This window comes from Streptomyces sp. NPDC033180 (assembly GCF_055577645.1).
Map to the genome: position 1 here is coordinate 990,233 of NZ_JBVIPU010000001.1, position 19,719 is coordinate 1,009,951.

A 19,719-nucleotide genomic window follows, 5' to 3' on the forward strand; every position below is an offset into this window, starting at 1 on the left:
CCACCAAATCGTTTCCGGTCTGTACGGATACGGCCGGTACTGTCAGCCTTCGTGACCGTGATCGCGCTTGTCGGCGCCCGCCGCCGCGTGCCCCTCGCCGCCGGGGCGTGCCTGCTCTCCTTCACGGCCTTCTGGCTCGCGCAGCGCGCCCTGGACGTCTCGATGATCGACTTGATGGTCTACCGGGCCGAGGGCGAGACCGTGCGCGCGGGCGGTGACCTCTACGCGCTGCGCACCACCGAGGCCCATCTGCCCACCACCTACCCGCCGTTCGCCGCCCTGCTGTTCACGCCGCTGACGCTCCTGGACACGGCGGACATGCGGACACTGGCGACACTGGGAAACCTGCTCCTCCTTGTGGCCTTCACGCACCTCGCTCTCCGTCTCATCGGACCCCTTCCGAACGTCGGACACGCGCGCGTGGAGACCGCCCCACGCGTGGAGACCGCCCTGTGGGTGTCCGCGCTCGCGGTCTGGGCCGAGCCGGTGTGGACGACCCTGCGGTACGGCCAGATCAATCTGCTGCTCGCTGTCCTGGTCCTGTGGGATCTGTCCCGGCCCCCCGGCCACCGCTGGGCGGGCCTGGGCATCGGCTTCGCGGCCGCGGTCAAGCTCACCCCCGCGCTCTTCGCGGTGTTCCTGCTGCTGACCGGTGCCGCCGAGGCCGTGCGGCGCGGGCAGTGGCGGCCGCCCGTCCGCCACGCGTGCGTGGCGGCCGTCACGTTCACCGGCACGACCCTGCTCGCCGCCGCCCTCCTGCCGTACGACTCCCGGCGCTTCTGGACCCGGATGGTCTTCGAGGCGGGCCGGGTCGGGCTCCCCGAGGACACCGCGAACCAGTCACTGCGCGGGGTCCTCGCACGGCTCCTGCACACCGAGGAGCCCGGCATCTGGTGGGCGGTGGCCGCGGCGACGGCCGGCGCACTCGGGCTCGCGGTCGCGGTGCGCGCGGCACTGCGCGGGGAGCGCGCCAGGGCGGCGGTCAGCTGCGCGGCGACGGCGCTTCTGGTCAGCCCGGTGTCGTGGTCGCACCACTGGGTGTGGTGCGTGCCGATGGTCCTGCTCGTGTGGACGGAGACGGCGCTCCGGGGCGGCCGGGCCCGTTGGGCGGCCACCGGAGCCGTGGTCCTCGTTTTCTGTTCGTACGCCCTGTGGTGGGTTCCGCACGGCGTGGGACGGCTTGAACTCGGCCAGAATTATGGCGAGATGACGTTGTCCGCCCTCTACGTAGGGACCGCTTTCGCGTTCCTGCTACGAGGAGCCGGACACCGGACCCGCCTGTGGATCAGGCGAGATCAAGCCGTCGCGAAGGAGTAGAAGCGCTTGAGCGTGCAGTGTTCGTCGAGCAGCCGGCCATAGATCGGCTCCCCTTCGAGTTCGCGGTACGTCTCGATGGGGTCGCCCTTTATGATCAGCGCCCGCGCGCACTCCTCGCACCAGTACTGATAGTCCGGGTTGACCGGTTCCATGTCGCGGACGATCGGCGTACCACTGCCGCACCAGTCGCACTTCCGCCTGTGTGCACCCATCAATCAGCTCCAGCTGCGGCCGCAGGCCGTGCACACGTACGAGACACCGCCGTTGTCACCGAGAACTTGGGCGACATGGGACGAACCGCAGGACGGACAGGTGAGGAGGGCGATCGCTGCGAAGGGAGAGGCAGCGCGTCGCGGCGCGGCCACTGCGACGGGGCCCTTGGCCCCGTCGAGGATGCTCGAAGGCATCGCTCTCCCTCCCGTCGGGTCACATTCGGTGGTCTGGTGCGGTCCCCTTCCGGCTGTCCGATTCTGCCACGGCCCGAGCGGCCCGGTCAGCGACGCAGTCGTACCAGTCCGGACACGGCGCCCAGTGCGGCCGCCCCGCCCAGGGCGTACGTGCACCACACAAGCGCGTCCGCGGATGAATACGCCCCCGGAACCCCTTGTGACTCAAGCCGGTTGAGGAAAAGTGCGCCGAAACACGCGACCCCGATCAGCTGGCCGAGCTGAGCGACCGTCGAGAGAAGGCCGCCGGCGTCCGCGGCGTCCTCGGGCCGCACCGTGGACAGCGCCCGGGTCAGCGTCGGGCTGAACCCCAGGGAGAGACCCGCGCCGATGGCCACGAAGGCCGCATACAGCCACGGTCCGCCCTCCCCGCCGTCCCGAAGCAGCAGCCCCACCGCGACCGCCGAGACGCTGGTGAGGGCGAACCCGCCGGGGATCAGTGCCCGTTGGAGGGACGCCGGCCAGCGGCGCCACGTCAGGCCGACCGCCCCGAAGACCACCGCGGTCGGCGCGAACGTCAGACCGGCCCGCAGCGCGCTGTAGCCGAGTCCGCCCTGGACGTGCAGCGTGAGCACGAACAGGAAGCCCGCGTTGACCCCCATCACCACGGTGATCCGGAAGACCGCGAGGCCCATGCCGGGGCCGCGCAGGACCCTCGGCGCGATCAGCGGCGCACCGCCGCCGCGGGCGAGCCGGGCCTCGTACGCGCAGAAGGCGGCGAAGAGCACCGCCGCTGAGCCCATCGAGAGCCAGGACCACAACGGCCAGCCCTGCTCCTGACCGAGCACCAGCGGCACGGTGAACAGCGAGACGGCGGCGCCGAGGAGCACGAGCCCCGGCAGATCGAGGCCACGCGCCCGCGGCCCCTCCACCGGCCCCCGGCCGACGTCACGCGGCAGCACACGCCCCGCCATGATCAGCAGGACCACGCCGACCGGCACGTTCACCAGGAACACCGGCCGCCACCCCGTGCCGAACAGGTCGGCGCTGACCAGGACCCCGCCGAGCACCTGCCCCGCGGCGGCCCCGACGGCGAGCACGGCGGAGTACGCGCCCAGCGCCTTGGTCCGCGCCTCGCCGGTGAAGTTGCGCTGGATCAGGCTGAGCACCTGCGGGATGAGCAGCGCCGAACCCGCGCCCTGCAACAGCCGGAAGGCGATCAACTCGCCCGTGCCCCGGCTGAGTCCGCAGGCGAGCGACGCGGCGGTGAAGACCGCGAGGCCCGTGAGGTAGAGGCGGCGGTGCCCGAGGCGGTCACCGAGCCGCGCACCGGTGATCAGGAGCACGGCGTACGTGATGGTGTAGCCGGCGATCACCAGCTGCAACCCGGCGCCCGACGCGCCCAGTTCGGTGCGGATGGTGGGCGCGGCGACATTGACGATGAAGACGTCGAGCAGCGCCATGAACTGCGCGGCGATGACGACGGCGAGCAGCCGCCCGGGGCGATTGTCAGTGCCGGGGGCTTTACTGAACGCAGGGTTCGGATCAGGGGGGTTCGAACCAGCGGGATCCGCCGCGCCGGGCGGGGTGGTGGACGGGGTGGTCGTTGTCATGGCACCGAGCGTGGCGGCGATTTGGTACGGGTAACGAGAGCCCGCCGATGCTGGTACTGGCAGCACCTGGCAAGGCCCGGGGCGAGGACCGACGATGGGGGATGTGACGACGATGGGGACGACTCAGCGACGGAGACCGGAGCTCGCCGCCTTCCTGCGCGGCCGCAGGGCCAGGGTGACGCCGGCCGACGTGGGCATGCCGCCGGGCCTGCGCCGCCGCACGCCCGGCCTGCGCCGCGAGGAGGTCGCCCAGCTCTCCGGAGTCGGCGTCACCTGGTACACGTGGCTGGAGCAGGGCCGCCCGATCAACGCCTCGGCGCAGGTCCTGGACGCCGTGGCGCGCACGCTCCGCCTGGACAGGGCTGAGCGCGAGCACCTGTACCACCTGGCCGATGTGCCGTACGCCCCTGACCGCAGGGCCCCTTCCCCCGAAGCCGTCGGCAAGGAGATCCAGGGCATCATCGACGCGCTCGACCCCCACCCGGCAGTGGTCTACAACGAGCGGTACGACATCCTCGCCACCAACCCCGCCTACCGGGACCTGTTCTTCGTCCCGCAGCTGGAGGCCTTCGGGACGCCGAACGTGCTGTGGACGCTGTTCATCGCGCCCGACCCCGTCTGCCCGCTGGTCTTCCGCGACGAGGAGCTGCCGGTGATGGTGGCGACCCTGCGCAGTTCGTACGGGCGGCATGTGGGCGAGCCCGCCTGGGAGGAGTTCATACGCCGCCTGGCCGCCGCGAGCGCGCACTTCGCCGAGCTGTGGGAGAGCGGCGACGTGGCGCCGCCGGGACCGCGCGTGAAGACGTTTCGGCACGAGGCGGTCGGAGAGCTGCGGATGACGTCGGTCTCGCTGTCCATCAACGGCATGCCGGAGTGCAGGATCGTCGCGTACACCCCGGACGACGAGGAGAGCCACCGGCGGGCGGCCGAGCTGCGTGCGCTCAGACCACCGGAAACGCAAGGATCCCGCCCTCTGATGAGGACGGGATCCGGATTGTGGAGCTAAGGAGAATTGAACTCCTGACCTCCTGCATGCCATGCAGGCGCTCTACCAACTGAGCTATAGCCCCTTGCGTTCGTCCCGCTCGGCGGGCGAACAAGAAGAACTTTAGCCTGCGACGAGCCGGAATGTGAAATCCGGGTGACGGGCCCTCCCGGGCCCTGTGACCAGCGGCTCTCGCACCCGCCCGGCCCAGGGCGGGCTAGTCGTCGTCGCCGAGCACCGGCTCCGGCAGCGTGCCGGCGTTGTGCTCGAGCAGGCGCCAGCCCCGCGCGCCCTGGCCGAGCACGGACCAACAGCAGTTGGAGAGCCCGCCGAGGCCCTCCCAGTGGTACGACTCCAGGCCGAGGAGGCGGCCGATGGTGGTGCGGATCGTGCCGCCGTGGCTGACCACCACGAGCGTGCCGTCCTCCGGCAGCTTCTCGGCATAGCGCAGCACGATCGGCGCGGCACGGTCGGCGACCTCGGTCTCGAGCTCGCCGCCGCCGCGGCGCACCGCTTCGCCGCGCTTCCACGCCGTGTACTGGTCGCCGAAGCGCGCGAGGATCTCGTCGTGCGTCAGGCCCTGCCACTCACCGGCGTACGTCTCCTGGAGGCCCTGCTCGTGCGTGACGGCCAGGCCGGTGAGGGTGGCGAGTTCGTTCGCGGTGGCCGCCGCCCGCTTCAGGTCGGACGCCACGATGGCGTCCGGCTTCAGCGAGGCGAGCAGCCGGGCGGCCCGCCTTGCCTGGCCGACGCCCGTGTCGGTCAGCTCGATGTCCGTGGAGCCCTGGAAGCGGCGCTCCAGATTCCAGGCCGTCTGGCCGTGCCGCCACAGGATGATCCGGCAGCCGCGGTTGGTCACCGAAGCTCACCGTCCAGGTCGGCTGCCTCCTCCGCGGCGCGCTGCTCGGCGTGCTCGGCCGCCTTGCCGCGGGTCGCGACGGCGTCCGCGGGGAGCTCGATCTCGGGGCAGTCCTTCCACAGGCGCTCGAGGGCGTAGAAAACACGCTCCTCGCTGTGCTGGACGTGCACCACGATGTCCACGTAGTCCAGGAGGACCCAGCGGGCTTCGCGGTCGCCCTCACGGCGCACCGGCTTGGCGCCGAGCTCCTTGTTGAGCCGCTCCTCGATCTCGTCGACGATCGACTTGACCTGGCGGTCGTTGGGCGCGGAGGCGAGCAGGAAGGCGTCGGTGATCGACAGCACGTCGCTGACGTCGTACGCGATGATGTCGTGCGCGAGCTTGTCGGCCGCCGACTGTGCGGCGACCTTGATGAGCTCGATGGAGCGGTCCGTGGCGGTCACAGTTGAGCTTTCCTTCAGGTGGTCAAGACACCCCAAGGGTCTCACGGACCGCCGACAGCACTCCCGACGATGACGCGATCACCCTGTCTGGTGCGTCACCCCGGCCGAAATATCGGCCCGAAGCCCGGCCGGGTCCCCGGCCGGGCTTGAGCAGGTCATCCGGTCTTGTAGTCCTGGCCGAGCACGACCGACACATCCGCGTTCGGTGCGGTCTTGCCCTTGCGCACCGCGCTGTCCGGCAGGCCGAGGGTCTTGGCGACCTCGGTGGCCTGCGTCTTCTTGTCCGCGTCGGCGTACGTGACCTGCGATGCCGCCTGGGCCGTCGAACCCGCGCCACTGTCCACGAAGGTGTAGCCACCGTTGACCAGCGAGATCCGTGCTTCCTGCCCCGCGCCCTTGCTGCCGGAGGCGTTCTTCACGCCGACCCGTACGGCCGCGTCCTTGTCCGGGTTCTTGACCGCCCCGCCCAGGACTTCCTTGACCACGCTCGTGCCGGCTCTCTCCGACAGCGTCCCGTCCTGCTGCACCGGGAGCAGCTGCGTGGAGTAGTCGCCGCCCTTCGCACGGTCGGCGAGCTTGGCGAGGAAGGCGCCGAGGTCGTTCTCCTTGAGCGAGGGGTCGAGGATCTGGGCGAGCGACTGCACGGTGGTCGTCGCGGCCTGCGGGTCGGACGACAGCTTCCGCAGGACGCCCTGCATGACCTGGCCGAACCGGTCGAGCTGCGCGGTCTCGGACTCGCCGGACGCGCGGTAGGTGGCGTACGCGACGGCCATCGGGCCGCTCAGGGTCTGCTGCTCGCCCTTCTTCACGAGGGGCGCCTGCCCCTTCTTGGCCTTGGGGTCCGGCACGTTCGCGTCCGTGTCGATGTCGATGTTGCCGACCAGCTCGACGAGGTTGTTCAGATACGGGGTGTCGAGCCGCCACGTGCCCTCGACCTGGGTGCCGAGCAGGCTGTCGATGGACTCGCGGGTCCCGGTCGAACCGTCGTCGTCGACCGACTTGCCGAGCGTCGTTCCCGCACCCTCGTCGTTCGTCACGGAGAGGGAGTTGGGCAGCAGGACGGTGGTCCCGCGCTTGGTGGTGGTGTTGTTCACCAGGAGCGCCGTGGAGGTGCCGCCGCCCTTGGTGTTGTGCAGGTGGACGACGATCACGTCGCGGTTCTGCGGTCCTGCCGCCGCGGCGCCGTCGCCGGTCGCGCCGTCCGACAGGCCGGGCAGCTTGCCCGCGTACCAGAGGTAGCCGACGCCGCCCGCGATCACGAGCGCGAGCACCACGACGAGGGCGACGACCCGGGAACGCCCGCGCCGCTTGGCCTCCTCGCGCCGCTCGGTGCGACTCTCGGTGAACTTCAGCCAGTCGATGACGTCTTCGGACTCTTCGTCCGGCTCCTCGATGAAGGAGAACTGCTGGGTCTCGTACGCGGGATCGCGGCGCTCAGGCTCACGCTGGGGTTCGGCCTCCAACTCCGGCTCCGGCTCCGGCTCCGGCTGCCGCGACTGCTGCGGGATCCAGCCGGTCTGCGTCTGCTGGGGCTGATGGGCCTGCTGGTGCACCTGCTGCTGGGGCTGGTGAGGCTGCTGCTGGGGCTGGTGCGCCTGCTGCTGGTCGTACGTGCCGTGCGTGCCGTACGTCGTCGCGTACGGGTCGTAGTCGTAGCCCTGCGGCACCTGCTGCTGGTGCTGCTGCCCCTGAGACCCGTACTGGTCGTACGAAGCCGACGGCTGGGACTGCTGCGACTGCGGGGCCTGCTGCTGGGCCTGCTGGACCTGCTGATACACCGGCTGCCCATACTCGTCGTACCCGACGACCTGGTACTGATCAGCCGCGTACTCGCCCGCATACGGGTCGCCGCCCGCGTACGGGTCGTACTGTCGGTCGTTCACCGGTGCCCCTCTCGGCTCAATCGCCGCGGTACAGCTCGCGCTTGTCGATATAACGCACCACACCGTCCGGCACCAGATACCAGACGGGGTCACCCTTGGCGACCCGCGCACGGCAGTCCGTGGACGAGATGGCGAGGGCCGGGACCTCCACCAGCGAGACGCCGCCCGCCGGCAGGCCCGGGTCGGCCAGCGTATGGCCGGGCCGGGTGACTCCGATGAAGTGCGCCAGGGAGAACAGCTCTTCGGTGTAGCGCCAGGTGAGGATCTGGCCGAGGGCGTCGGCGCCCGTGATGAAGAAGAGGTCCGTGTCGGGATTGAGCGTGCGCAGATCGCGCAGCGTGTCCGTCGTGTAGGTCGGTCCGCCGCGGTCGATGTCGATGCGGCTCACCGAGAACTGCGGGTTCTCGGCCGTCGCGATGACCGTCATCAGATAGCGGTCCTCGGCCGGGGACACCGCCGTGTCGCTCTTCTGCCACGGCTGCCCGGTCGGCACGAACACCACCTCGTCGAGGTGGAACTGCGCGGCGACCTCCTGGGCCGCCACCAGGTGTCCGTGGTGGATCGGGTCGAACGTTCCGCCCATGACGCCCAGGCGGCGTTTGCCCTTGCTGGCCGGGCCGGTACCGGGACCGGTAGGCATGTCCTGCTCTCCCATGCGTGCAGACCCTACCGGCCCGGTCGACGGGCTCTGGTTCAGCCGTCCGTTCCGTGAGACCGCTCAGTGGTTGCGCTCAGCAGTTGCGCTCAGCGGTCCCGGTTGAAGCGCGTGGTGATCCACAGGAGCAGCATCAGCGCGACGAACGCGCCACCGCCGGTGACGAGAGGGCTGATGCTTGCGTGCTCGTCGACGTGCTTGCCCTCGGAGGCGAGGGTGACCAGCTGGGAGGCGGTGCTGTGGAGGCTCATCGTCGGCAGGACCTATCCGGAGGTGGGCGGGACAAAGACTTCCGGGCCATCGTATGCGGGGACACCGGCCGAGCTCACGCCGACTCAGCTGTTGTGGTCCGCGCGGTCGCCCTCTTCGCCCCCGCCGGGACGGCTCTCGCCGCCCTCCGCGGTGTCGCCGGGACGGTCCGTGCCACGTTCGGCGTCGGCCCCCTGGCGGTAGCCCCGCAGCAGGAACCAGGCCACGAGCACGCAGCCGACGACCATGACGATCAGCACGACGCGCAGCAGATTGCCCGCCCCCTGCTCCTTCGCGGCCAGGGCGGCCGCCTCCGTGACCCAGTGGTGGGCTGCGGCGCTGTGCTCCATGACGGCCATGACGGGCGACTCCATTCGCTGTGCTGCCCTGTCACGGTATCTCCGCCTAGGCTGGGTCCCACCTCGGGGGCATGACTGGACGAGCATGGGGGATGGGGCATGACCGACGACAACGACCACGGCCGGCAGGATGGTGGCCACGAGAACGGTGGCCACGAGAACGTGCCGAGCAGGCAGCGCAGGCGCTTTCCCGGCATCTCGTCACGGGCGTACGAGCACCCGGCTGACCGTTCGGCCCTGGTGGCCCTGCGCAAGCTCACCGGCTTCGACACCGTCTTCAAGGCACTCAGCGCGCTGCTCCCCGAGCGGAGCCTGCGGCTGCTGTTCCTCTCGGACTCCGTACGGGTCTCCGACGCGCAGTTCGCGCACCTGAACACGATGCTGCGGGACGCCTGTTACATCCTGGACCTGGAGAAGGTCCCGCCGATGTACGTGAACCAGGACCCGAACCCGAACGCGATGTGCATCGGCCTCGACGAGCCGATCATCGTGGTGACCACGGGTCTCGTCGAGCTGCTCGACGAGGAGGAGATGCGGGCGGTCGTCGGCCACGAGGTGGGCCACGCGCTCTCCGGCCACTCGGTGTACCGGACGATACTGCTCTTCCTCACCAACCTCGCGCTCAAGGTCGCCTGGATCCCGCTCGGCAACGTGGCGATCATGGCGATCGTGACCGCTCTGCGCGAGTGGTTCCGCAAGTCCGAGCTGTCGGCGGACCGCGCCGGGCTCCTGGTGGGCCAGGACCTCAAGGCGTCGATGCGCGGCCTGATGAAGATCGCGGGCGGCAACCACCTGCACGAGATGAACGTGGACGCGTTCCTGGAGCAGGCCAAGGAGTACGAGGCAGGGGGCGACCTGCGCGACTCGGTTCTGAAGATCCTGAACGTACTGCCGCGTACGCACCCCTTCACCACCGTGCGCGCCGCCGAGCTGAAGAAGTGGGCGGAGACCCGCGACTACCAGCGGATCATGGACGGCCACTACCCCCGCCGCGACGAGGACAAGGACACCTCGGTGTCGGACTCCTTCCGCCAGTCCGCCTCCAGCTACGCCGACGACGTACGCCACAGCAAGGACCCGCTGATGAAGCTGGTCAACGACATCGCGGGCGGCGCGGGCGACCTGGGCGGCAAGCTGCGCGGAAAGTTCACGGGGCAGGGCGGGCAGGGCGGGCAGGGCGGGCAGGGCGGGCAGGGCGACCAGAGCAGCGGCCCCACCGAGGAGAAGTAGCCCTCAGACCGAAGGCTGGGCGGTGGCCGAGAGCGAGCCGCACAGCGCCGTGGCATCGCCCGTCGCGTACGGGTCGGTACCCGCGGGGCCGCCCGCCTTCGCCTTCTGCCCGGCGAGCAGGGGCCGCAGCTGGTTGGCGGAGTCGGCTGAGCAGGTGAGCGGGCCCGCCTGCATGTACGACACGAGCAGCTCGGCCTGCCGCATCCGCAGGTCGTCGCGGTCGAAGCGGAACTGCAGCTCACGGCGGACGGTGAACAGCGAGGCCTTGACGTGCTCCCCCTTGTCGGCAGGACGCAGCGCGTAGACGAAGGTGTGGTCCGAGGTCACCTCGAGGGTGTTCTTGTCCGTCTCGGTGGCGCGCAGTGTGCCGTGGACGCGGATGCCGGGCGAGGCGAGGGCCGTCTTCGTCGCGTCGAACCGCACCAGCCAGCCGGTGGGCGCGTGCCGCCCGTCCGCCGCCGGATGCGCGAAGCTCTCGTCGAACTGGTCGAGCTGCTGGGGGTCGAGCAGGATGCGCGCGGAGCGTACGGCGCCGCCGGTGAGGACGTCCGGGTCGAGCGAGGACTCGACGAGGTAGTCCTTGGCGGTGGTCAGCGCGGTCATCACCTGACCGTCCGAGAAGTGTGAAGTGCGCCGCGCCGCAGGGAGGTTGATGCCCGATGCGCCCACCCTGAACTGGGCGGCCGGGCTGTGCTCGTACAGGTCGGCGGGCTTCTCGGCGCCGGGCACGGGCCCCGGCGGGGCGAGCGGGATGACCGTCATCCGCAACGGCTCGGGACGCTGGGCGACCGGGTTCTGGTACGGGTGGCGTACGCCCATGTAGATCGCGGTTCCGAAGGCGACGGCGATCAGCAGGACGAGGATCACGGCCTGTTTGGAGAGGTGCTTGTGGCGCGCGGGAAGGCGGCGCACCGCATGCGTGTGATCACTCATGCGTTCCTGCGCGGAGTACTCCTGGAGCCGAGCGGCGCGGACGAACGACTCGTCGAAGACGACGGATCGGTACTCGTCCTCACCACCGGCGGGAGCGCCCTCGGGTGTCCCCTCAGGTGGTTCTCCTGGCCCGCCCATACCATCAGGGTAGGTCTCTGCGCGGTCAGGTAAACGCGCTGGTACACGACAACTTCTGACAACTTCTCACGGGACGCCGGTCGCTGCTCCTCACGGGATGCGCGGCGTCGCGGACACCGGCGGTGGGCCGTACTCCGCGGAGGCGGACGGTTCCGTGGACACCGGCGGCGGAGCCGGGTCCTGGCGGCCCGTCGCCGCGCCGCGGTAGACCGCGGTGAAGGCGAGCGCGACCATGCCGATGCCCATCAGGAGGGCGAGCATCCAGGCGACGGGGCGATGCCAGCGGTTGTGGCTCCCATAGCCGTGGCGGCCGTACCCGGCCTCGGTGAACTCCCGGTCGTACACGTCGTCGAGGTCCGCGTCGTGGCCGAACTCGCCGCTGTCGTCCGGGCCGAAGCTCTCGTCGTAGAGGTCGTCCTCGGGCGAGTCCCGGCCCGAACCTCGGGTGCGGGCCCGACGGCTCTCGGCCTCGGAGGCCTCGGCGCGCGCCTGGGCGGCGGCCAACAGCCGCTCCACCGCGGTGGGTTCATGGACCTCGGCGGCCTTGACGAAGGCCTCGTCGAAGACCACGGAGGCGAACTCTTCGTCCGCGCCCCCGCGGTCGTGGTCGTCGTCGGGCTCCCAGCCGTCAGGAAACGACGGCGTGCCCCCCACGTCCTCCGGCACCTTCCAAGCGTAGCCCCGGAAGGGGCAATCTGGGCAGACGGTACGGGAATTGGGACCGCGGGGGAATTCAGCGGGTGTGGCCGTCGCCGGTGACGATGTACTTCGTCGACGTCAGCTCGGGAAGCCCCATCGGGCCCCGGGCGTGCAGCTTCTGCGTGGAGATGCCGATCTCGGCGCCGAAGCCGAACTGGCCGCCATCCGTGAAGCGCGTGGAGGCGTTCACGGCGACCGTCGTGGAGTCCACGAGCTGGGTGAAGCGGCGCGCGGCCTGCTGCGAGGTGGTGACGATCGCCTCGGTGTGCCCGGAGGTCCACAGGCGGATGTGCTCGACGGCCTGCTCCAGGGAGTCGACGACGCCCGCCGCGATGTCGTACGAGAGGTACTCGGTCTCCCAGTCCTCCGTGGTCGCGGGCACGACGGTGGCCTTCGACCCGTCGGCGTACGGGAGCACCCGCTCGTCGGCGTGCACGGTGACCCCGGCCTCGGCCAGGGCGTCCAGGGCGCGCGGCAGGAAGGCGTCGGCGATGTCCGCGTGCACCAGGAGCGTCTCGGCGGCGTTGCAGACGCTGGGGCGCTGGGCCTTGGAGTTGATGAGGATGTCGACGGCCATGTCCAGGTCGGCCTCGGCGTCCACGTAGACGTGGCAGTTGCCGGTGCCGGTCTCGATGACCGGGACGGTGGACTCCTCGACGACGGTCTTGATCAGCGAGGCGCCACCGCGCGGGATGAGGACGTCGACGAGGCCGCGGGCGCGCATCAGCTCGCGTACGGAAGTGCGGTTCTCGCCCGGCACGAGCTGGACGGCGTCGGCGGGCAGGCCCGCTCCGTGGACGGCGTCGCGCAGCACGCGGACGAGCGCGCTGTTCGATTCGTACGCCGATGACGAGCCCCGCAGGAGCACCGCGTTGCCGGACTTCAGGCACAGGGCGGCGGCGTCCACGGTGACGTTCGGGCGGGCCTCGTAGATGATCCCGACGACGCCGAGCGGGACGCGGACCTGGCGCAGGTCGATGCCGTTCGGCAGCGTCGAGCCGCGGACGACCTCGCCGACGGGGTCGGGCAGGGCTGCCACGTCGCGCACGTCGGCGGCGATGGCGCGGACCCGCTCCGGGGTGAGCGTCAGACGGTCCACGACGGACTCGCTGGTCCCGGCCTCGCGGGCGCGGGCGGTGTCCTTGCCGTTGGCCTCGATGATCTCGGCGGTGCGCACCTCGAGGGCGTCGGCGATCGCCAGGAGCGCGTCGTCCTTGGCGGCACGCGGCAGCGGCGCGAGCGACGCGGCGGCACCACGGGCGCGGTAGGCGGCCTGGGCCACGGGCGAGAGGTTGTCGTACGGCAAGCCCGAGAACGGAGGCGTGAGGGACGTCATGCCCGCCAGCGTAATAGGGACCGGCCACGGTCCACCCGCTGTTTCAACAGCCGAGACCGCGGTGCTCACGACGGCTCGATAAACAGGACGGCTCAAAAAGGGTGCACGCCCACCGGGGTCGCCGGCAGCGGACCGTACCCCTCCGCGATCCGCTGGTGGTACGTGTCGCGGTCGATCACTTCAAGCCCCACGATCTCCCACGGCGGGAGCTGCGCGCTCTGCCGGTGCTCGCCCCAGAGCCGGAGCGCGACCGCGGCCGCGTCGTGCAGGTCGCGGGCCTCTTCCCAGTACCGGATCTCCGCGTGGTCGGGCGCATACCTGCTGGTCAGCAGAAAGGGGTGGTCGTGGGCGAGCTGTTCGAGGCCCCGCCTGACCTCCTTCAGCGGGGCTTCGCCCCCCGAGACGCTCAGGGTGACGTGCCACAGACGGGGCGCGTCCACCGGCTCGCCCTCCTGCCTCTCGTCCGTCTCGCCCGCCGCCTGCGTGTCACCGGTGTACGCCGCCCCCGCGGCGACGCTGGTCAGGGACCGCTCAGCCGGCGCGCGGGACGACGCTCCCGGGCGCACTCGTCTCACGACGGCCTCCTTTACGCAATGGTGGTGCGGATACGCAATGGTCGTGCGGAAGTGTCTGGAACAAAGTTGAGCAGGCCAAGCGCCCCCGCGGGGCGGTTTTGGGGAGTTTCACCTCGCGGGGGCCGGTCGGCGCACGGCGTTCGCGCCTGTTTTCGGCCGGGGGACGGTGGGGCCTGTGTGACTCCTGGGACGGCAGAACCGCGGACATCGGGGACGCGAACGGCTAGTCGTGCAGCAGGACCAGGTCGTCGCGGTGCACCACTTCCCGCTCGTACGCCGGTCCGAGCTCCCGCGCGAGCTCCCGCGTGGAACGGCCGAGGAGCTGCGGGAGCTCCTTGGCGTCGAAGTTCACCAGACCGCGCGCCACGGCCCGGCCTGCGGTGTCCCGCAGCTCGACCGGGTCGCCCGCGGCGAAGTCGCCCTCGACCGCCGCGATCCCGGCCGGCAACAGCGATTTGCGCCCCTCGACGACCGCGCGCACCGCCCCGTCGTCGAGCGTCAGCGCGCCCTGCGGCTCGGAGGCGTGCTGGAGCCAGAGGAGCCGGTCGCCGGAGCGGCGGCCCGTGCGGTGGAAGTACGTGCCGGTGTCGCGGCCCGCGAGGGCGTCGGCGGCGTGGCTCGCGGAGGTCAGGACCACCGGGATGCCGGCCGCCGCGGCGATCCGCGCGGCCTCGACCTTGGTGACCATGCCGCCGGTGCCGACGCCCGCTTTGCCCGCGCTGCCGATCTGGACGTGCGCCATGTCGGCGGGGCCCGTCACCTCGGAGAGCCGGGAGGTGCCGGGCTTGGCCGGGTCGCCGTCGTAGAGGCCGTCCACGTCGGAGAGCAGGACGAGGAGTTCGGCGTGGACGAGGTGGGCGACGAGGGCGGCGAGCCGGTCGTTGTCGCCGAAGCGGATCTCGTCCGTCGCCACGGTGTCGTTCTCGTTCACGACGGGCAGCGCGCCCATCGCAAGGAGCTGGTCGAAGGTGCGGGACGCGTTGCGGTGGTGGGCTCGCCGCGCCATGTCGTCGGAGGTGAGGAGCACCTGCCCGACGCGTACGCCGTAGCGCGCGAAGGAAGCGGTGTAACGGGCCATGAGAAGGCCTTGGCCGACGCTGGCGGCCGCCTGCTGCCTCGCCAGGTCCTTGGGGCGCCTGCGCAGCCCCAGCGGCGAGAGCCCGGCGGCGATGGAACCGGAGGAGACGAGCACGATCTCGCGCTCGCCGCCGCTGCGGCTTCTGGCGAGCACGTCAACGAGGGCGTCAACGCGATCGGCGTCCAGGCCCCCCGACGCGGTGGTCAGGGACGAGGACCCGACCTTGACGACCACCCTGTGGGCCTCTGCGATGCCCTGCCTTGCCCCAGCCACGTACTTCCCCAATGATCCCGAAGATCCCATTCCCTGCCGGACCAGCAATCTACGCGAACGAGCCGGTGAGGTGCCCACGCATTTCGAGGGGCGGACCGGGCAGGGTCCGAAGGCTCCCCCGAGGCGAATCCGGGCCCCGGGGTTCAGTACCTTTGCCCCTTTATCCGGTGATTGTCGTCACGGAAGATTGCTACAGAGCCACGGCACGTCATACGGTCAGTGGTCGTCTTCCCCGACTTCCCCCCATCCGATCCCCCCGATCCCCCGCCAGGAGCCCAAGCCCGTGCCCTCTGCCGGACTCGCACCCCGCCGCATCGTGCAGCTCTCCGCGCTGTTCGCGATGTTCGCGCTCTTCACGGCCCAGCTCGTCAGCGCGCTGGTCCCGTATGTACCGGTGTTCATCGCCGCGTCCGCGGCGAACCTCGCGCTCGACGTCTATCTGCAGTACAAACAGCCGGGCCTCCTCTCCCTCCTGGGCAAGATCCGCTTCGATGTCACGGTCAGGCAGCTCCTGCGCGACATGCTGATCCTGGTCGGCCTGCTGCGCATCGACGGCATCGAGCCGCTGGCCGAGCAGTCGCCGCTGACCATCTCGCTGCTCGCGTTCTACTTCCTGCACTTCGGCTGCCAGGCCACCGCCATACTGGTGCGCCGCACCCGCCAGCTGCCGATCGTCACGCGCAACATCGACACGTCCGCGCTGCACCTGACCGCGGCCCCGCCGCGGATCCTCTCGCGCCGCCAGGCCCACCGCCTGCTGACGTTCTCGATCCCCGCCACGGCAGGGCTGATGGTCACCGCGGCCACCACCGAGGCGTACTGGGGCGGCATCGGCCTGGGGATCTCCATCGCCCTGATGGGCGTCGGCGCGATCTACCTCGCCACGTGGCTGCTCCCCAAGAAGCGCGCGAAGAACGACGAGAAGGTCATGGAGTGGCTGGACAACTGGCTGGCCGACTACCAGCCGTCCGTCGCCATGTACTTCTCGGGCGGCTCCACGTCCGCGTACCAGGCGAACATGTGGCTCTCCACGCTCTCCAAGCTCGACGGCAAGCCGCTGATCGTGCTGCGTGAGCGGTTCATGGTGCAGAAGATCGACGCGACGGACGTCCCGATCATCTGCTTCCCGAAGGTCGCGACGATGTTCTCCCTGGAGACGTCGACGCTGAAGATGATGCTGCACCCGGCGAACGCCGCGAAGACCTCGCAGGTCCTTCGCATCCCCACGATCAAGCACGCCTTCATCAACCACGGCGAGAGCGACAAGCTGTCCTCCTGCAACCCGTACGCGAAGGCGTACGACGAGGTGTGGGTGGCGGGCCCCGCCGCGCGCGACCGCTACCAGGCCGCCGACGTCGGCGTCGAGGACAAGGACGTGGTCGAGGTCGGCCGCCCCCAGCTGTCCCCGATCCTGCCGTCGACGGGCGCCCCCACCGGCCCGTTCACCACCGTGCTGTACGCCCCCACCTGGGAGGGCTGGGACGGCAACCCCGGCAACACGTCGGTGACCCTCGCGGGCGAGAACATCGTCCGGCACCTCCTCGCCGACCCCGGCGTACGGCTCATCTACAAGCCGCACCCGATGACCGGCTCGCAGGACCCGCGCGCCGGCGCCGCCAACGAGCGCATCAAGGCGATGATCCGCGAGGCCGCCGCCAAGCGCTCGGGCGAGCGTCCTGGCCAGGAGGCCCTGGCCGAACTGTCGCTCCGCACCGCCGAGTTGGACCGGCTGACCTCGACCGCGTTCCGCAAGAGCGTGGACGAGATGGAGCGGATGATGCTCCAGGGCACGCCCGACGGCGACCAGCAGACGGCGGTCGCCGAGGCGACGGCGGCGTGGGAGGCGGCGTACTGGGCTTCGTTCCCGGAGTGGGAGCACCAGATCATCACCACCCCGCGCCCCGCGATCTTCTCCTGCTTCAACCAGGCGGACCTGCTGATCAGCGATGTCTCCTCGGTCGTCTCCGACTGGCTGACGAGCGAGAAGCCGTACGCGGTCGCCAACACGTCCGGCATGTCCGAGGCGGACTTCCGCGCGGGCTTCCCGACGGTGAGCGCGGCGTCGATCCTCTCCCCGACCGCCGAGGGCGTCCCCGACCTCCTGGAGGCCGTCCGCTCCCCGGAGAAGGACACCCACGCCGAGGCCCGCGCGGCCCTCAAGGAGCACCTCCTCGGCCCCTCGGACCCGCCCTCGCTGGTCCGCTTCAACGAGGCGGCCCTCGCGCTTTCGGCCAAGGCCGACGAGCGCCGACTGCGCATGGCCACCCGCATCGACGCGGAGATCCCCGGCCAGCGGGCGGCGCAGGACGCGGCGGAGGAAATGGAATCCGACCCGACGGAACCGAACCCGAACGGCGCGGAGGACTCCGTCACGGCCTGAGCCCCTTCAGGGGCGCGGGGAACTGCGCGAGAAACCACGACGCACCCGCACGGTGTACCAACAGGCGAAGGCCCCCCGGAGCAGAAGCTCCGGGGGGCCTTCGCGCAGTCCAGGGCGCCTCCGCCAGGAAGGCCTAGAACGGATCGAAGTCGTCGTACGCCTTCTCCGCCTCGTCCCGCTCCGAGTCGCGGTCCCGGCGGCGCTGGGCCGCGGGGCGGGGCGCCTCCAGGCGGTGGTCCTCGCCGCGGCGGCCGAGCATCTCCGCGCCGGCCATCACCGTGGGCTCCCAGTCGAAGACGACCGCGTTGTCCACGGGGCCGATGGCGACGCCGTCACCCGTGCGCGCGCCCGCCTTCATCAGCTCTTCCTCGACGCCGAGGCGGTTGAGCCGGTCCGCGAGGTAGCCGACGGCCTCGTCGTTGTTGAAGTCGGTCTGGCGCACCCAGCGCTCCGGCTTCTCGCCGCGCACGCGGTAGATGCCGTCGTCGCCGAGCTTGACGGTGAAGCCCGCGTCGTCCACGGCCTTGGGCCGGATGACGATGCGGGTCGCCTCCTCCTTCGGCTTCGCGGCACGCGCCGCGGCCACGACCTCGGCGAGCGCGAAGGAGAGCTCCTTGAGCCCCTTGTGCGCCACGGCCGACACCTCGAAGACGCGGTAGCCACGCGCCTCCAGGTCGGGGCGGACCAGGTCGGCGAGGTCCTGGCCGTCCGGTACGTCGATCTTGTTCAGGACGACGACACGCGGCCGGTTCTCCAGGCCGGCGCCGTACTCCCGCAGCTCGGCCTCGATGATGTCGAGGTCGGAGACGGGGTCGCGGTCGGACTCGAGGGTCGCCGTGTCCAGGACGTGCACCAGGACGCTGCACCGCTCGACGTGCCGCAGGAATTCGAGGCCAAGGCCCTTGCCCTGGCTGGCGCCCGGGATCAGACCCGGCACGTCGGCGATCGTGTAGACGGTCGAACCGGCCGTCACCACACCGAGGTTGGGGACGAGCGTCGTGAACGGGTAGTCCGCGATCTTCGGCTTGGCGGCGCTCAGGACCGAGATCAGCGAGGACTTGCCCGCGCTCGGGTAGCCCACGAGCGCGACGTCCGCGACCGTCTTGAGCTCCAGGATGACGTCGCCCGCGTCACCCGGCTCGCCGAGGAGCGCGAAGCCGGGCGCCTTGCGCCGGGCCGAGGCGAGTGCCGCGTTGCCGAGGCCGCCACGGCCGCCCTGCGACGCGACGTACGTCGTGCCCTGGCCGACCAGGTCGGCGAGGACGTTGCCGTCCTTGTCGAGGATGACGGTGCCGTCCGGTACGGGCAGGACCAGGTCCTGCCCGTCCTTGCCGGAGCGGTTGTCACCGGCGCCGGGGGCGCCGTTGGTGGCCTTGCGGTGCGGGGAGTGGTGGTAGTCGAGCAGCGTCGTGACCGACTGGTCGACGACCAGGATCACGTCACCGCCACGGCCGCCGTTGCCGCCGTCCGGACCGCCGAGCGGCTTGAACTTCTCACGGTGGACGGAGGCACAGCCGTGGCCCCCGCTACCCGCGGCGACGTGCAGCTCGACGCGGTCCACGAAGGTGGTCATGGGATGTGCCTCCAGAAACTTACGGAATGTCTATCTAGTAACACGCGAAGGGCGGACCCGCTTCCCGAAAGGGAAGTGAGGTCCGCCCTCGCAAAGAACCCGTTCTACAGAAGCCTGATTCAGGCGACCGGAACGATGTTCACGACCTTGCGGCCACGGTGGGTGCCGAACTCCACCGCGCCGGCGTCCAGCGCGAACAGAGTGTCGTCCTTGCCACGACCGACGCCCGAACCCGGGTGGAAGTGGGTGCCACGCTGGCGGACCAGGATCTCACCGGCGTTGACGGTCTGACCGCCGAAGCGCTTCACGCCGAGCCGCTGAGCATTGGAATCGCGCCCGTTCCGAGTGGACGATGCGCCCTTCTTGTGTGCCATCTTGTCTCAGTCCCTTACTTCGCAGCCGTGGGGATACCGGTGACCTTGATCGCCGTGTACTGCTGGCGGTGACCCTGGCGACGTCGGTAGCCGGTCTTGTTCTTGTAGCGAAGGATGTCGATCTTCGCGCCCTTGTGGTGGTCCACGACCTCGGCCGTGACCTTGATACCGGCAAGCACCCACGGGTCACTCGTCACGGCGTCGCCGTCGACAACGAGCAGCGTAGAGAGCTCTACGGTGTCGCCAACCTTGGCGGTGGGAAGCTTGTCAACCTCAACGATGTCGTCGACAGCAACCTTGTGCTGGCGACCACCGCTGCGCACGATGGCGTACACGGATCTCTCTCTCGCTCGGAACGGGACCCCCGCAGTCCAGCCGTCC

Annotated in this window: 21 protein-coding genes and 1 tRNA gene; 4 read left to right on the forward strand and 18 right to left on the reverse strand. The window is 70.5% G+C overall.

Annotated elements, in window-relative coordinates; genetic code table 11:
• Window positions 1-51: 51 nt before the first annotated feature.
• Window positions 52-1,317 carry a glycosyltransferase 87 family protein gene (locus tag ACZ5WE_RS04490; RefSeq protein WP_467687585.1) on the forward strand — a complete coding sequence of 422 codons (1,266 nt, stop codon included), beginning with the start codon at window positions 52-54 and terminating at the stop codon, window positions 1,315-1,317.
• On the opposite strand, the gene ACZ5WE_RS04495 is transcribed toward ACZ5WE_RS04490, so the two are convergent.
• From ACZ5WE_RS04495 to ACZ5WE_RS04505, 3 genes are all read right to left on the reverse strand, one after another.
• Window positions 1,296-1,529 carry a hypothetical protein gene (locus tag ACZ5WE_RS04495; protein ID WP_016643127.1) on the reverse strand — a complete coding sequence of 78 codons (234 nt, stop codon included), beginning with the start codon at window positions 1,527-1,529 and terminating at the stop codon, window positions 1,296-1,298. The genes ACZ5WE_RS04490 and ACZ5WE_RS04495 overlap by 22 nt on opposite strands.
• Window positions 1,530-1,532: 3 nt before the next feature.
• Window positions 1,533-1,724, reverse strand: a complete 192-nt coding sequence (locus ACZ5WE_RS04500; RefSeq protein ID WP_467687583.1) for a hypothetical protein — start codon at window positions 1,722-1,724, stop codon at window positions 1,533-1,535.
• Between the two features lie 86 nt (window positions 1,725-1,810).
• Window positions 1,811-3,316, reverse strand: coding sequence for an MFS transporter (locus ACZ5WE_RS04505; protein ID WP_467687582.1), 1,506 nt, complete (start codon window positions 3,314-3,316; stop codon window positions 1,811-1,813).
• A gap of 112 nt (window positions 3,317-3,428) precedes the next feature.
• Between ACZ5WE_RS04505 and ACZ5WE_RS04510 the strand changes: the two genes are divergently transcribed.
• Window positions 3,429-4,322 carry a helix-turn-helix transcriptional regulator gene (locus tag ACZ5WE_RS04510; protein ID WP_467687580.1) on the forward strand — a complete coding sequence of 298 codons (894 nt, stop codon included), beginning with the start codon at window positions 3,429-3,431 and terminating at the stop codon, window positions 4,320-4,322.
• Here the strand turns inward: ACZ5WE_RS04510 and ACZ5WE_RS04515 are convergent.
• From ACZ5WE_RS04515 to ACZ5WE_RS04545, 7 genes are all read right to left on the reverse strand, one after another.
• Window positions 4,314-4,386, reverse strand: a tRNA-Ala gene (locus ACZ5WE_RS04515). The genes ACZ5WE_RS04510 and ACZ5WE_RS04515 overlap by 9 nt on opposite strands.
• 132 nt (window positions 4,387-4,518) lie before the next feature.
• Window positions 4,519-5,160, reverse strand: a complete 642-nt coding sequence (locus ACZ5WE_RS04520) for a histidine phosphatase family protein (RefSeq protein WP_467687578.1) — start codon at window positions 5,158-5,160, stop codon at window positions 4,519-4,521.
• Window positions 5,157-5,603: a ribosome silencing factor gene (rsfS, locus tag ACZ5WE_RS04525; protein WP_467687576.1), complete on the reverse strand. Its 447-nt coding sequence runs from the start codon at window positions 5,601-5,603 to the stop codon at window positions 5,157-5,159. The genes ACZ5WE_RS04520 and rsfS overlap by 4 nt, the downstream gene beginning before the upstream one ends.
• A gap of 155 nt (window positions 5,604-5,758) precedes the next feature.
• Window positions 5,759-7,486 (reverse strand): LCP family protein, encoded by a 1,728-nt coding sequence (locus ACZ5WE_RS04530; RefSeq protein ID WP_467687574.1) that lies wholly within the window; start codon window positions 7,484-7,486, stop codon window positions 5,759-5,761.
• Window positions 7,487-7,502: 16 nt separating this feature from the next.
• A complete protein-coding gene (gene nadD, locus ACZ5WE_RS04535; protein ID WP_467687572.1) occupies window positions 7,503-8,141 on the reverse strand; it encodes a nicotinate-nucleotide adenylyltransferase in 639 nt (212 codons plus the stop codon).
• 89 nt (window positions 8,142-8,230) lie between these two features.
• The gene (locus ACZ5WE_RS04540; RefSeq protein ID WP_202121161.1) at window positions 8,231-8,392 is read right to left on the reverse strand and encodes a hypothetical protein; all 162 of its coding nucleotides are present in this window, start codon (window positions 8,390-8,392) and stop codon (window positions 8,231-8,233) included.
• A gap of 84 nt (window positions 8,393-8,476) precedes the next feature.
• Complete coding sequence (locus ACZ5WE_RS04545) at window positions 8,477-8,749, reverse strand: hypothetical protein (protein WP_467687912.1); 273 nt, start codon at window positions 8,747-8,749, stop codon at window positions 8,477-8,479.
• Window positions 8,750-8,848: 99 nt separating this feature from the next.
• On the opposite strand from ACZ5WE_RS04545, the gene ACZ5WE_RS04550 reads away from it, so the two are divergent.
• A complete protein-coding gene (locus ACZ5WE_RS04550; protein WP_467687570.1) occupies window positions 8,849-9,979 on the forward strand; it encodes a M48 family metallopeptidase in 1,131 nt (376 codons plus the stop codon).
• A 3-nt stretch (window positions 9,980-9,982) separates the two neighbouring features.
• On the opposite strand, the gene ACZ5WE_RS04555 is transcribed toward ACZ5WE_RS04550, so the two are convergent.
• From ACZ5WE_RS04555 to proB, 5 genes are all read right to left on the reverse strand, one after another.
• Entirely contained in the window at window positions 9,983-11,050 is a 1,068-nt protein-coding gene (locus tag ACZ5WE_RS04555; RefSeq protein ID WP_467687568.1) for an SCO2583 family membrane protein, read from the reverse strand.
• Window positions 11,051-11,140: 90 nt separating this feature from the next.
• A complete protein-coding gene (locus ACZ5WE_RS04560) occupies window positions 11,141-11,716 on the reverse strand; it encodes an SCO2584 family spore wall biosynthesis protein (protein WP_467687566.1) in 576 nt (191 codons plus the stop codon).
• 67 nt (window positions 11,717-11,783) lie between these two features.
• Window positions 11,784-13,085, reverse strand: a complete 1,302-nt coding sequence (locus ACZ5WE_RS04565) for a glutamate-5-semialdehyde dehydrogenase (protein ID WP_467687564.1) — start codon at window positions 13,083-13,085, stop codon at window positions 11,784-11,786.
• Window positions 13,086-13,177: 92 nt separating this feature from the next.
• Window positions 13,178-13,660, reverse strand: a complete 483-nt coding sequence (locus tag ACZ5WE_RS04570; RefSeq protein ID WP_467687562.1) for a hypothetical protein — start codon at window positions 13,658-13,660, stop codon at window positions 13,178-13,180.
• Window positions 13,661-13,883: 223 nt separating this feature from the next.
• Window positions 13,884-15,011 (reverse strand): glutamate 5-kinase, encoded by a 1,128-nt coding sequence (gene proB, locus ACZ5WE_RS04575; RefSeq protein ID WP_467687560.1) that lies wholly within the window; start codon window positions 15,009-15,011, stop codon window positions 13,884-13,886.
• A 283-nt stretch (window positions 15,012-15,294) separates the two neighbouring features.
• On the opposite strand from proB, the gene ACZ5WE_RS04580 reads away from it, so the two are divergent.
• Window positions 15,295-17,391 carry a hypothetical protein gene (locus ACZ5WE_RS04580; protein ID WP_467687558.1) on the forward strand — a complete coding sequence of 699 codons (2,097 nt, stop codon included), beginning with the start codon at window positions 15,295-15,297 and terminating at the stop codon, window positions 17,389-17,391.
• Window positions 17,392-17,524: 133 nt separating this feature from the next.
• Here the strand turns inward: ACZ5WE_RS04580 and obgE are convergent, their stop codons facing one another.
• The 3 genes from obgE to rplU form a co-directional block, all read right to left on the reverse strand.
• Window positions 17,525-18,964 carry a GTPase ObgE gene (obgE, locus tag ACZ5WE_RS04585; protein ID WP_467687556.1) on the reverse strand — a complete coding sequence of 480 codons (1,440 nt, stop codon included), beginning with the start codon at window positions 18,962-18,964 and terminating at the stop codon, window positions 17,525-17,527.
• Between the two features lie 119 nt (window positions 18,965-19,083).
• Window positions 19,084-19,338, reverse strand: coding sequence for a 50S ribosomal protein L27 (gene rpmA, locus ACZ5WE_RS04590; RefSeq protein ID WP_030564037.1), 255 nt, complete (start codon window positions 19,336-19,338; stop codon window positions 19,084-19,086).
• 14 nt (window positions 19,339-19,352) lie between these two features.
• Entirely contained in the window at window positions 19,353-19,673 is a 321-nt protein-coding gene (gene rplU, locus ACZ5WE_RS04595) for a 50S ribosomal protein L21 (protein WP_160505004.1), read from the reverse strand.
• Window positions 19,674-19,719 lie beyond the last annotated feature (46 nt).